The organism is Bacillus sp. AFS002410 (assembly GCF_002556365.1).
Lineage (GTDB): Bacteria > Bacillota > Bacilli > Bacillales > Bacillaceae_G > Gottfriedia.
In genome coordinates this window covers 66,028-78,871 of sequence record NZ_NUEU01000082.1, presented here as the reverse complement: position 1 = coordinate 78,871, position 12,844 = coordinate 66,028, and the positions used below count along the sequence as shown (strand labels likewise).

Here is a 12,844-nt window from a genome sequence, read left to right as displayed (position 1 = left end):
ATTTCGAATTTACCTTTAATCCTTTTGTAACAATTGTAAATATTGAACCGCAAAACATGTTTTCGCGTCATGTATAGAACCTTTTTTTAACTCTTCAAGACATTCTTCTAATGATAGCTCAAAAATTTCGACAAATTCATCTTCGTCTAAAGCTGCACTATTTTCTAATTTCTTTAATCCTTTTGCTACATATATATGTATGTACTCGTCTGCAAAACCTGGAGATGTGTAAAAAGATTGTATATGTTCCCACTCATCTGCAACATAGCTAGTTTCTTCTTCTAACTCTCGTTTAGCAGTAATTAGTGGCTCTTCTCCTTTTTCTAATTTACCGGCTGGTATTTCTAAAAGACTTCTTTCTAAAGCTTTTCGGTACTGTTCCACAAAAACAATTTTGCCTTCATCAGTAATCGGAATGACCGCTACTGCTCCAGGATGCTTCACAATTTCACGTGTACTTGTATTTCCGTTCGGCAATTCAACTTTTTGATGATATAGCGATATAACTTTTCCAGTGAAAATTTTTTCTTCTGACAGTGTTTTTTCTTCAAATTTTTTCATTTTTTTCATCACCTTGTTCTATTTAATATGGTTGTCACATACATTTTATCATTTATTTAATTAAAATACTTTCTGAAACGAGGTAGACTGATGAAAATGTGTATGACAGAAAATTCTGTTGTTTTAGTCGGATCCAAAACAGAAATTTTAAAAACGCTTCAAGTTATGAGCATGCAATATAAAACTGTCCAGGAATGGATCCAAAACGCGAATGGCAAGTCGCTGTTTGTTGTAAAATAACTCTTTTTTCCCTACAATTAAATTTGGAGGGATTATTATGAAAAAACGTAAGCTTGGTTCTACATTATTACAAATATCCGAAATTGGATTAGGTTGTATGTCTCTTGGAACGGAAGATAACGAGGCTATTTCAACGATACATGCGGCAATCGATGCTGGAATTAATTATTTTGATACTGCTGATTTATATGATTTTGGCAAAAATGAAGAAATCGTAGGAAAAGGTATAAAGGGCAGACGAGATCAAGTAATTCTTGCAACAAAAGTCGGTAACCGATGGAATAACTCAAATGACAAATGGCATTGGGATCCATCTGGTGCTTATATTAAGGAAGCTGTAAAGGCTAGTTTGCGTAGACTAAATACAGACTATATTGATTATTACCAGCTGCATGGTGGTACAATAGATGATCAATATGAAGAAACGGTTTACACTTTCGAGGAACTAGTAAAAGAAGGATTAATTCGCTATTACGGCATCTCTTCAATTCGTCCAAATGTTATCAATCGATTTGTAAATCACTCTTCAATCCAAGGTGTTATGATGCAATTTAATATATTAGAGCGTAGACCTGAAGAATTTTTCCCACTTTTCGAAAAAAACAATATTTCTGTCATTGCACGTGGTTCCGTAGCAAAAGGTCTTTTAACAAATAATTGGGAAAAGAAATTGTCTACAAAAGGTTACTTATCGTATTCGGAGCATGAATGTAAAGAAACAATCTTCAAACTGACCCAACTGCTTGAGGAAGAACAATCACTACATAGCTTAGCTTTGCATTATTTACTACATCACAATGTCGTTTCATCTTTAGCTATTGGAGCTAGAAATAAAGAACAATTGTTAGATAATATAAATGCCTACTATGCAAAACCTTTAAGTACTAAACAAATTACACAAATTCAAGAAATTTCTCATTTTACAAAATATGAGGAGCATCGTTAAGCCACTCCTTCCTACTATGGAAGGAGTCTTAATTCTTCCATTTTTCAGCTTTTTTATCGATTTCTTCTAAAAACTCTTTTCGCCCTTTTTTATATTCTTTTTTGTTTTTAGGAAATTTTTTAGCAAGTTCAGTTTTTAATTTTATATACTCCATTGCTTGATCAGTATGAGCAATCATATATTCTCTAAAGGCGATATTTCGCTCAATCGCATTATTTCCTTCAGCAAAAACGTGAATATGAAAACTGCAATTATCTTCACATTTAATAAAAAATCTTCTATTTTGATTTGAATGATCACCCATTTGTTCATAACCTAATGTTTTTAGTACATCACCATATTCATCAAACTGATTTAAGCTTTTCACAACAATCATTAAATCAATAATCGGGTCGGCAAACATATTAGGAATTGAGGTGCTTCCTATGTGATAAATTGCTACTTTCTCAGGTAATAATATTTCAATTGCCTTTTTTTCAGTTTGAAAATCATCTTCCCACGAAGTACGATAAGGTACTATTTCAATTTGCTTTTTCATCATTAACACCTACATTTTATTTTTGTATGCATTTTTACTTTTATTTTATTATTCCCGACTTAATCCATGTAAAACAACATGAAAAAAACCTTAAAAATCATAATTTGGTACTAAATTAAATTTTCGTTAAAATACTCACATTTTCTACTTTAATTGGTTTTTTTTTATTATAATTATTTTAGTTACTAAGATATTTAGTTGCGTTAACTTTTTTATAAGTACTTCTTGTATTTTAAGGAGAGAATGAAATGTCAGAGAATCAAATCATCAGAAGTGAATTTATTCCGTCACTAATAATGGAGTTTAGAAAATTTAGCACCTCAATCGTTCTTTTTAACGAAGGGCTCGCCTCTAAACTACATTTAAATGCGACAGATTTAAGATGTAGAGAACTACTTTACCATACTGGTCCGATAACAGCTGGAAAGTTATCTCAATTAACCCATCTTACTACCGGTGCAATAACGGGCGTAATCGACCGACTTGAGAAAGTCAACTTAGTTGAACGAATTCAAGATCCCAATGACCGTAGACGCGTAATTATTCACCCTGTGTATGATCGGGATGATGAGCTAGCAGATCTTTTTAAACCATTATCTGACTCTCTTTCTAATATTTTTAACCAGTATGATGACAAAGAGTTAACATTATTATTTAAATTTTGGAATGATATTAATGAGTTACTTCCAAAAGAGACACAAAAATTAAATAGCAATAAGGGGGAAACTTAATGGTTTCAAAAGAAAGTAAGGTTGGCTTTGTCGTAGCTGGTTTATTATTAGGAATGTTGATGGCCGCTATGGATAATACAATTGTTTCAGCTTCCATGCCAACAATTGTCGGAGAACTAGGTGGGTTAGATCAATTTATTTGGGTAACTTCAGCATATTTAGTTGCTACTATGGCAAGTATGCCAATCTTTGGTAAGTTATCAGATATGTATGGACGTAAACGCTTTTATTTATTAGGACTTATCATTTTTTTAATTGGTTCTGCATTATGTGGAACAGCAAATAGCATTGTTCAATTAAGTATTTATCGTGCAATTCAAGGGATTGGTGGAGGCTCACTAATGCCGATTGCCTTTACTATCATTTTCGATATTTTCCCTCCTGAAAAACGAGGAAAAATGACTGGTTTATTCGGTGCAGTTTTTGGTCTTTCTAGTGTATTTGGACCATTATTAGGTGCTTATATTACTGATCAAATTGATTGGCGTTGGATTTTCTACATCAACTTACCATTAGGTATTATTTCTTTATATTTAATTTCTCAGTTTTATAAAGAAAATCTTCATCTTAGAAAACTTAAAATCGACTGGTTGGGTGCAATTACGCTTGTCGGTTCAGTTGTCAGCTTAATGTTTGCACTTGAACTTGGTGGGAATGAATATGATTGGAATTCTGGTCCAATTATTACCTTATTTGCAGTCTTTGCAGTTCTGTTTATCGCATTTATTATTATTGAAAGAAAAGTTGAGGAGCCAATTATTTCATTTAGTTTATTTAAAAAACAACTATTTGCGGCAACTCAAGGTGTAGCATTTTTCTACGGTTCAGCTTTTATTATTACAACTGTATTAATTCCACTATTTGTTCAATCAGTTTACGGTGGTTCAGCTACAAACTCTGGTATCATTCTAATTCCTATGATGCTTGGTTCAGTTGTTGGTAGCCAGGTAGCAGGTCAATCGGTACGTAAGTTTAGCTATAGAAGCATCATGTTAGTTTCTGTTGTCTTATTCTTCATTGGAATGTATTTATTAAGTACATTAGGTACAGATACTGCTCGTTCAACTGTAACATTTTACATGATCATCGCTGGTCTTGGAATGGGTTGTTCATTCTCATTATTAAGTATGGCAACACAGCACAAAATCGAACCTCAAAAACGAGGAATTGCTACATCTACAAATACCTTCTTTAGAACATTAGGTATGACAATCGGTGTAACAATCTTTGGTACGATTCAAAACCACGTATTTAAAAATAAATTAAGTGATTTACTAGGTAATTTAGGTGCATTTGGCAAAGTTGATTCACGTGCTTTATTATCAGCTGATGCAAGAGCTAAAATTCCACCTGAAGTACTTCATAAAATCTCAGAAGCAATGGCACATTCAGTTGCAACTACTTTTAAATGGACATTAATTCCGATCACATTAGGATTTATCGCTATTATCCTAATGGGTAAAGAAAAATTAACATTTGAAGTTAAAGAAAATCGTGCGAAAAAAGCTCAATAAAAATAAAGCCAAATCCTAATTAAATGGATTTGGCTTTTCTTTTCTTTGAAATAACTTTCTAAAAATTAATTTTTTTTACATATTTCAACATTTTTTTACTTATTTTTATTATTTTAATAATCTGAACTTTATATTTGCCATCTATTCTTATAGAGTAATTAATTCTATGAGGAGATGATTAAAAATGAATGGAAAAAAGTTAATTTTAGCAGCAATGACATCAGTAATGGTGTATTCAGGAGTTACCCAAGTTTCAGCACAATCAACATCTGAGAGCCAGAATTCGTTAAAGTCATTTGGTCCAAAAGGATTTGACCTTCAAGCACACCGTGGAGGAATTGGTCTTACAGTTGAGTCAACTTTAGCTTCATTCTCTCATGCACTCGAACTCGGCGTAAGCACCCTTGAACTTGACGTACAAATAACTGAGGACCATCAAGCTGTCATTACTCACGACCGTAAGATTACAGGTACCAAATGCTCTGACACTAAACCTGCATTCGTTGGTGATTCGGAATATCCATACGTTGGCAAATACATAAAAGACTTAACTCTAGCACAAGTAAGGACGCTTGATTGTGGTTCAAAGGGTTTACCCCAATTCCCTGGTCAACAACTAAGTCCAGGTGCTCGTATGCCACTTTTAACCGAGATATTTGATCTTGTAAAGCAATACAAAGCTAAAAAAGTGTGGATGAATATTGAAACAAAAGTAGAAGCTGGTGCACCTGAACAGACAGCCCCTCGCGAAGAATTTGTTCAAATAGTTGCCAAACAAGTTCGTGAAGCTGGGATGCTCGATCAAGTGTCAATTCAAAGTTTTGACTGGGGTGCGCTTAAGCTTATGCATGAAGTTGAACCTCGTTTGCCTCTTGTTGCACTAACTAACGGACCAGAGTTTTTACAGCCTGGCAAACCTGGTAAATCCCCTTGGTTAGGTGGAATTGATATTGATGACTTTGATGGAAATCTCGTTACTGCGGCTCATTCGTTAGATGTAGATGCAATTTCTCCAGTACATGGTTTCCCACAGGACGGAAAAATTACTGATGCGAATTACACGCCTTATATTACTAAAAATATGGTTCAAGAAGCTCACCAGTATGGCATGAAGGTTATTCCATGGACAGTTGACGACCAACCAACTTTGCAAAAGCTTATTGATGATGGTGTTGATGGAATAATAACTGATTACCCTGACCGACTACGTGTTGTAATGCAACAAAATCAGTTTAAATTACCTAAAAGCTACTCTGCTGGTAAGTAGAATATGGATTTCTTAAATTTATTCTATTAATCTCTTAATATACCGTTTGCAAAATGATTCATACAATTATCTAAAATTAAAATATGGCTTTGTTAAATCTAAATGTTGATTTTTGAACAAAAAAGGTTGTCTATTTTAGACAGCCTTTTTTAATTTATATTAAACTAATACATTCCATAGTTGCATAAGAGAACTTATTTCAAGCTACATGTCCAAAAGAGTATGCAGAATCCATAGCAATACTTTGGATGAACTTCATTTTGCTGATTCAAAGTCAACATTGTCATAATTCATCCTGCTTCCTGTATTTTTGTGCCCTACTACAGTTGTTCATCCAGCGCTACTGTCACTATTTCATTTTAACCTCTATAATTCCCAGCTTGTATTGGCTAGGATTACTCAGAAACTGTTGAGATCTTTACAATTTTTAAACTTGATACTTGATTACTAAAGTTACCTAAATCATTTACATCTTCTGTAAGAACCTTTGACGCTCCTTTATAATTTGCATCCGAAAATAAAGTTACTTGATAGCCTGGTGCAATATGAATAGAAGAAACAGTATCATTGCCTATACCTTTTCATAATTACCAGATCCGAGTAATTCTGATACACCTCCAAAAGCATTTTCATTGTATACTGTCACAGGCATTTCTACACCGTTTACACGAAAAAACATATCGATGAATCCAGCAGTCTCTTGTTCTGCTTGATTCAATTGAGCAAGAGTTGGATTTTTCACCTCGTTCTTCCACATGGAAGAATAATAATTACTGTAAGCTGCTTGCCAGAACCAATTAATGATCGTTTCATTCCAAATTTGAGGTAAAACGGATTTTGCTTGTACCGCGGCTTGATGAATCCATGCTTCAGGATCAGTTGAAGCGATCCATTTATACAGACCTGAATCTGGGACTGTCATTTGATTTTGAATACTTTCGGCATATGTTTCAAACTTCGAATGATAGCCAGGTGCGTTATGATCTAGATTGGAAATATTTGAAGCATGTAAAGGCTGTGTTACATCCGTAAAATAGTGCAAAGATACTCCTAAGTAGTAGAATGCATTGTTAAAATCTCCTTTTTTATAATAATCCGACGCTAGATTAAAATACTTCGCTCCTGATTGACGAGCCGTTGGGTAAGAAGCTCCTGTATAATTTGTTTGTGTGTCTGGGTCATAAAAGTGCGACATAAATGTGCTCGTATCGTAAAAAGGATTAATGTGATCTGTATCGTATAACCCCTGATCAAGGCGATCACGAAACTGATTAAGCAAAGTTGTAGGCTTGTTTATTGCAGGATCTTTATTTTCGGCAATAAGTTTGACACTGCCATTTACGATAAAATGATGAGTACTATGCTCTTGGTTGTGAACATCCTCATCAGACCAGGCAAATGCCTTTTGATAATTGCTGAATAATGATGTGATTGCAAGTGCACTTCCAGCAACTAAAGATACTAGTTTTTTTGATTGGAGTTTTTTCATATTACACCTTCTTTTTGTTTTTTGTTGTCTCACAAGTAACAATGTCTAAGTATAATAAGGTTTTGTTAATTAGATATTTTTGTTATGTGAAAATTTGTTAAATTTTGGGATTTTCTGTATTGCTATTTATTTATATTGAAAATACGCTCATCACATAATATGGAAATTGCAGTTATTCTTTTTAAACTTCAATACCTCCACTGAGTTTACTATGTTTTATTATTCAGATGATATGATGGGCCTTAACTTCAAATGAGGGCGCAGTTGAGGTAATGAAAATAACTTGCTATATAGTTACACAAGAAAGATAAAAGCCCCTTTAAAAAAGGGGCTTTTTCTATTCATCTTTCGCAACTCCACCGACAGACCAATTTTCGTTTTGGAATTCGTTAATTAAGATTCTAACTTGTGGTGGCTGAACGTCTAATGTGCGACAAACTACTTCATTAATTTCTCTCATTAATTGCTTTTTCAACTCTGTACTTCTACCTTCAAGCAATTGAATTTGAATGATTGGCATAAAATATTACCTCTTCACTTGAAGTGTCATTGTATCGATTCCTTCAAAACGAGCTTCTACGATATCGCCATCGCCAACATGGATTGCTTCTGTAATACCACCAGTTAAAATAATCATCCCTGGCTCAATTTGTTCACCGTTTTTACTCAACATCTGTACTAACTTTACGACAGATTCAACAGGATGATCTAGTACATCGGAGCTTACACCACTTTGTACTTTTTCGCCATTTTTATATAATTCAACATTAATTTGATCCCACGAAGTATATGTAGGTGAATATTGTTGTTTTCCAATGATAAATTTTGATGAAGATGCATTATCTGCTACTACATCTGTAAGTGTAAATGAGAAGTTTTTATAACGACTGTCGATTACTTCTAATGCAGGTACGATATATTCAGTTGCTTCCCATACATCTTTAGCTGTTACATCTGATCCAAATAATGGCTTGTTAATCATAAATGCAATTTCTGGCTCAACCCTTGGATGGATCGATCCTTCCATCTTTAATTCATTTTCTTCTAATTCCATCGATTTCGTTAAGCGGCCATAGATTGGCTCATCAACATTAACTGATTTTTGTTTCGCAATACTTGTTAGACCCATTTTCCAACCAATTAATGGATCACCATTTTTAATCGCATAATCAATACTTAATTTTTGAATCTCATAAGCATTATTTACGTTTAACTCTGGATGTTCAATTGTAATTTTATCCATTTCTAACCCGTTTTTTTGGTGCATATATATATTTTTCGCGATTTCAGTTATCATTTGATTAAACTCCTCTCAAAAAACAGACAATTTTTTATTTGCTAGCATACATGCTACTTCTTGAATCATGTCCTCTTGCCCACCAACTACTTTTTGTTTTCCTAATTCGATTAAGATATCTCTTGCATCAACATTCCACTTTTTTGCTGCTCGATTTGCATGTAATAGGAAGCTTGAATATACTCCAGCATATCCTAAAATCAGGCTTCCCTTTGTTATCTCTTGTGGTGTTGTTAAAATTGGTGCCACAATGTCTTCTGCTAAGTCCATCATCTTATAGAAATCAATTCCTGTTTTGATTCCTAAGCGCTCTAATACACCAATTAATACTTCAGTTTGAGTATTTCCTGCACCTGCACCTAAGCAACGTACACTTCCGTCAATTCTAGTTGCTCCTTCTTCGATTGCTACTAATGTATTAGCCATTGCCAAAGATAGATTATTATGAGCATGGAATCCAACTTCAATATCAAGTGACCCTCGTAAAGTAGCAATACGCTCTTTTACTTCATGTGGAAGAAATGCACCTGCAGAGTCGACCATATACACAACATCTGCACCGTAGCTTTCCATCAACTTAGCTTGCTCTACTAATTTCTCAACTGATGCCATATGAGACATCATTAAAAATCCTACAGTTTCTAAGCCAAGCTCTTTGGACATTGAAATATGTTGTTTTGAAACATCAGCTTCAGTTACATGTGTCGCTATACGAGCCATTTTTGCTCCAATGCCTGCTGCCGTTTTCAATTCTTTTACTGTTCCAATACCAGGTAATAATAAAACAGCAATCTTTGAATGATTACATGTATTTACCGCTGCTTCGATCAATTCAAATTCATTTGTTGTCGATAAACCATATTGTAATGAAGAACCACCTAAACCATCTCCATGTGATACTTCAATATAAGGCATTTTTGCATCATCAAGAGCCTTCGCTATTCTTACTACTTGGTCTACAGTATACGAATGGGCAATTGCATGGCTTCCATCTCTAAGTGCTACTTCAGTTACAATGATCTCTTTTCCAAACATTGCACTCCCTCACTTTCTTTCATACTTTGTTTAAACAGTTTTTACAACTTCATATTGCGCAATCTCTTCTGCTACTCTTACTGCTGATGCAGTCATAATATCCAAGTTTCCTGCATAGCTAGGTAAGTAGTCACCAGACCCTTGAACTTCTAAATAAACTGTTACAGTGGAACCATCTATAATCGGGTCCATTCTTAATCGGTATCCAGGTACATATTCTTGAACCTTTTTAACCATTTGTTTTACTGAATTAATCATGCTTTCATGGTTAAAATCTTCATTTGTTACCTTGCAATAAACTGTATCTCTCATCATAATTGGCGGCTCTGCTGGATTTAAAATAATAATCGCTTTTCCTTTTTTAGCTCCACCAATCTCTTCAAGACCTTTAGCTGTGGTGACAGTAAACTCATCGATATTTGCACGTGTACCAGGTCCGGCACTTTTGCTGCTAATCGTTGCAACGATTTCTGCGTATTCAACCTCTGCAATTTGACTAATTGAATGCACAACTGGGATCGTTGCTTGTCCACCACAAGTTATTAAATTGACATTGTCTTCTACTATATGTGAACCTAAATTGACAGGCGGTACTACAAATGGACCAATTGCAGCAGGCGTTAAATCGATGACACGTTTCTTTAATTCACCCAATACTTTTGCATGATGAAAATGTGCTTTAGCAGATGTCGCATCAAATAATAAATCAGCCAGTTCTTTCCTTTCAATAAATCCTTGTATACCATTATCAATTACTTCAATTCCCATTTCCTTTGCACGATTTAATCCATCAGATTCTGGATCAATACCAATCATCACCGTTAACTCAAGGAATGGATTATTTTGTAATTTCATCATTAAATCTGTTCCAATATTACCCGAACCAATGATTCCGACCTTTAACTTATTCATAAATTCACCTCATTTATTTAAATGAAATCGATACATCACCTAGTAAAGGAAACTTTGCAGTAAATTTGTCACCAGCATTTACATTTATTGCAGCTGATAAAGCTCCAGATAAAATAATTTCACCAGCGTTTAGTGAAATCCCAAACTCGCTTAGTTTATTCGCTAACCATGCTACACAATGAATTGGGTTTCCTAGCACTGCTTCTCCCTTACCAGAATTCATCAGTTCATCGTTACAATATAGATCCATCGCGACATTCGGTAAATCGATTTCCTTTACATCGAAACGCTCATTTCCAAGAACAAATAAACAGGAAGAAGCGTTATCAGCTACTGTATCCTCTAAGCGGATTTTCCAATTTTCAATTCTACTATCAACTACCTCTATAGCAGGCACAATATAATCCGTTGCATTTACTACGTCCTCAAACGTAATATTTGGACCGATTAAATCCTTTTTTAAAACAAATGCAATTTCAGCTTCTACTTTTGGTAAAATCATATTTCCAACTTGAACTTCACCAAAGTTAGGGATATTCATATCTGTTAATAAGTGACCGTAATCTGGTTCATCTACCCCTAATAGCTCCTGCATAGCAATCGATGTTAAACCAATTTTTTTGCCAATAATTTTCTGGCCTTTTTTCAATTTTTCTTCAATATTTGTTAATTGAATTTGATATGCTTCTCGCTCTGTTAATCCAGGATAAATCTCAGTTAAAGCTTTTATACTGACACCAGTCTCTTCTGCTTCTTGTAGCAGAAGTGTTAGCTCGTCTACACTAGTAATTTTCACGCTCTCCACCCCTTTGGATTTTTATAATTTAATCGTGATATTCGATAATTCACTATAAAACTCAAAGCTATGAGCTCCACCTTCACGACCTAAACCACTTTGTTTCATCCCTCCAAAAGGTGTACGTAGATCTCTTAAGTACCAAGTGTTTACCCAAATAATTCCGGCTTCAATTTGATGTGCAACACGATGAGCTCTGCGTAAATCATTTGTCCAAATTGTTGCGCCTAAACCATAGTGAGTATCATTTGCCCATTCAATTACTTCATCTTCCGTATCAAACGGCATAACTGTTACTACTGGACCGAATATCTCTTCTCTAACACATCTAGAGTCTCGACTTAAGCCAGTAATAATTGTAGGTGAGATAAAGCATCCTTTTTCGATTGATGCTGGTCTACTTCCTCCAGTTAAAATATTGCCGCCTTCTTCTTTGGCAATCTCGATATAAGATAATACTTTTTCATAATGTTCTTTACTAATAACCGCACCAACTTTTGTACCTTCTTCAAACGGATCGCCAATTTTTAATTCGTTTGTTTTCGCGACAAATTTATTAATAAACTCATCAAAGACTGATCTCTGTACATAAATTCGAGATCCACATAAACAAACCTCTCCTTGATTCATAAACGATGATTTTAAAGTTGTTTCAATTACTTCATCTAAATCAGAATCTGCAAAGATAATGTTTGGATTTTTACCGCCAAGCTCAAACGATAATTTTTTTAATGTTGGAGCTGCGGCCTTCATAATTGCTGTACCTGTTTTTGTTTCACCAGTAAATGTAATTGCATCAACATCACTATGCTCTGTTAAAGCAGCGCCTGCCGCATTTGCCCCAAATCCGTGTACAACATTTACTACTCCATCCGGTACACCTGCATCTTTACAAATTTCAGCTAAAACAGTTGCTGTCATCGGTGTCCATTCTGCTGGTTTCATAACTGCTGTATTTCCAGCTGCTAAACATGGAGCTAGCTTCCAAGTTAGTAGTAATAACGGTAGATTCCATGGGTTAATCATCCCGACTACTCCAACTGGTCTACGATATGTATAATGCAGGGCTGTTTGATCTTGCATGTGAGATTCAGAGCTTAATGTTGTAATATAGTCAGCGAAAAAGTAGAAATTATGAGCAGATCTAGTAATATCAACTTCTAAAGCAAGATCGTATGGCTTTCCAGTATCCATTGCTTCTAAAGCCGCTAATACTTCTTTTCGTGCTAATATTCCATCACCAATTTTTCTTAAAACTGCCGCTCTTTGATTGCTAGTAAATTGCTTCCATTCACCTTTTAGCGCTCGTTTTGCTGCTTTTACAGCTAAATCAATTTCTAGCTCTCCACCTTCAGAAACAGAACCTAAAACTTCTTCGGTTGCAGGATTTATATTTAAAAATGTTTTTTGATTATATGAAGGAATAGATTGTCCATCAATAAAGTGCTTACAATCAATCGGTAATGTTTTATTTTTTTTCTCAGTAACTTGCATAATAGGCACCTACCATTCTAATAG

General features: G+C 34.6%; 14 protein-coding genes. 5 read left to right on the top strand and 9 right to left on the bottom strand.

Annotation, left to right across the window (positions count from 1 at the left end):
• Positions 1 to 15: 15 nt before the first annotated feature.
• Complete coding sequence (locus CN692_RS20420) at positions 16 to 561, bottom strand: NUDIX domain-containing protein (protein ID WP_098120958.1); 546 nt, start codon at positions 559 to 561, stop codon at positions 16 to 18.
• Positions 562 to 651: 90 nt separating this feature from the next.
• On the opposite strand from CN692_RS20420, the gene mciZ reads away from it, so the two are divergent.
• The gene (gene mciZ / locus CN692_RS20415; RefSeq protein ID WP_098120957.1) at positions 652 to 801 is read left to right on the top strand and encodes a Z-ring formation inhibitor MciZ; all 150 of its coding nucleotides are present in this window, start codon (positions 652 to 654) and stop codon (positions 799 to 801) included.
• Positions 802 to 838: 37 nt separating this feature from the next.
• The gene (locus tag CN692_RS20410; protein ID WP_098120956.1) at positions 839 to 1,747 is read left to right on the top strand and encodes an aldo/keto reductase; all 909 of its coding nucleotides are present in this window, start codon (positions 839 to 841) and stop codon (positions 1,745 to 1,747) included.
• A gap of 28 nt (positions 1,748 to 1,775) precedes the next feature.
• Here CN692_RS20410 and CN692_RS20405 read toward each other — a convergent pair whose 3' ends face one another.
• Positions 1,776 to 2,285, bottom strand: a complete 510-nt coding sequence (locus CN692_RS20405; protein ID WP_179874499.1) for a GrpB family protein — start codon at positions 2,283 to 2,285, stop codon at positions 1,776 to 1,778.
• A gap of 248 nt (positions 2,286 to 2,533) precedes the next feature.
• On the opposite strand from CN692_RS20405, the gene CN692_RS20400 reads away from it, so the two are divergent.
• The 3 genes from CN692_RS20400 to CN692_RS20390 all read left to right on the top strand — a co-directional run bounded on the left by CN692_RS20400 (position 2,534) and on the right by CN692_RS20390 (position 5,797).
• Entirely contained in the window at positions 2,534 to 3,016 is a 483-nt protein-coding gene (locus tag CN692_RS20400; protein WP_098120954.1) for a MarR family winged helix-turn-helix transcriptional regulator, read from the top strand.
• Positions 3,016 to 4,530, top strand: a complete 1,515-nt coding sequence (locus CN692_RS20395) for an MDR family MFS transporter (protein ID WP_098120953.1) — start codon at positions 3,016 to 3,018, stop codon at positions 4,528 to 4,530. The genes CN692_RS20400 and CN692_RS20395 overlap by 1 nt, the downstream gene beginning before the upstream one ends.
• Before the next feature lie 184 nt (positions 4,531 to 4,714).
• Positions 4,715 to 5,797 carry a glycerophosphodiester phosphodiesterase gene (locus tag CN692_RS20390; RefSeq protein WP_098120952.1) on the top strand — a complete coding sequence of 361 codons (1,083 nt, stop codon included), beginning with the start codon at positions 4,715 to 4,717 and terminating at the stop codon, positions 5,795 to 5,797.
• 571 nt (positions 5,798 to 6,368) lie between these two features.
• On the opposite strand, the gene CN692_RS20385 is transcribed toward CN692_RS20390, so the two are convergent.
• The 7 genes from CN692_RS20385 to CN692_RS20355 all read right to left on the bottom strand — a co-directional run bounded on the left by CN692_RS20385 (position 6,369) and on the right by CN692_RS20355 (position 12,820).
• Entirely contained in the window at positions 6,369 to 7,286 is a 918-nt protein-coding gene (locus tag CN692_RS20385) for a phospholipase C (protein ID WP_098120951.1), read from the bottom strand.
• 337 nt (positions 7,287 to 7,623) lie between these two features.
• On the bottom strand, positions 7,624 to 7,806 hold the full coding sequence (locus tag CN692_RS20380) for a tautomerase family protein (RefSeq protein ID WP_098120950.1): 183 nt from the start codon (positions 7,804 to 7,806) through the stop codon (positions 7,624 to 7,626).
• 6 nt (positions 7,807 to 7,812) lie between these two features.
• On the bottom strand, positions 7,813 to 8,583 hold the full coding sequence (locus tag CN692_RS20375) for a 2-keto-4-pentenoate hydratase (RefSeq protein ID WP_098120949.1): 771 nt from the start codon (positions 8,581 to 8,583) through the stop codon (positions 7,813 to 7,815).
• 15 nt (positions 8,584 to 8,598) lie between these two features.
• Positions 8,599 to 9,618 carry a 4-hydroxy-2-oxovalerate aldolase gene (dmpG, locus tag CN692_RS20370; protein ID WP_098120948.1) on the bottom strand — a complete coding sequence of 340 codons (1,020 nt, stop codon included), beginning with the start codon at positions 9,616 to 9,618 and terminating at the stop codon, positions 8,599 to 8,601.
• Positions 9,619 to 9,648: 30 nt separating this feature from the next.
• The gene (locus tag CN692_RS20365) at positions 9,649 to 10,530 is read right to left on the bottom strand and encodes an acetaldehyde dehydrogenase (acetylating) (RefSeq protein ID WP_098120947.1); all 882 of its coding nucleotides are present in this window, start codon (positions 10,528 to 10,530) and stop codon (positions 9,649 to 9,651) included.
• A 13-nt stretch (positions 10,531 to 10,543) separates the two neighbouring features.
• Positions 10,544 to 11,326: a 2-keto-4-pentenoate hydratase gene (locus CN692_RS20360; protein ID WP_098120946.1), complete on the bottom strand. Its 783-nt coding sequence runs from the start codon at positions 11,324 to 11,326 to the stop codon at positions 10,544 to 10,546.
• A 21-nt stretch (positions 11,327 to 11,347) separates the two neighbouring features.
• Positions 11,348 to 12,820, bottom strand: coding sequence for an aldehyde dehydrogenase (locus CN692_RS20355; protein ID WP_098120945.1), 1,473 nt, complete (start codon positions 12,818 to 12,820; stop codon positions 11,348 to 11,350).
• Between the last annotated feature and the right edge of the window lie 24 nt (positions 12,821 to 12,844).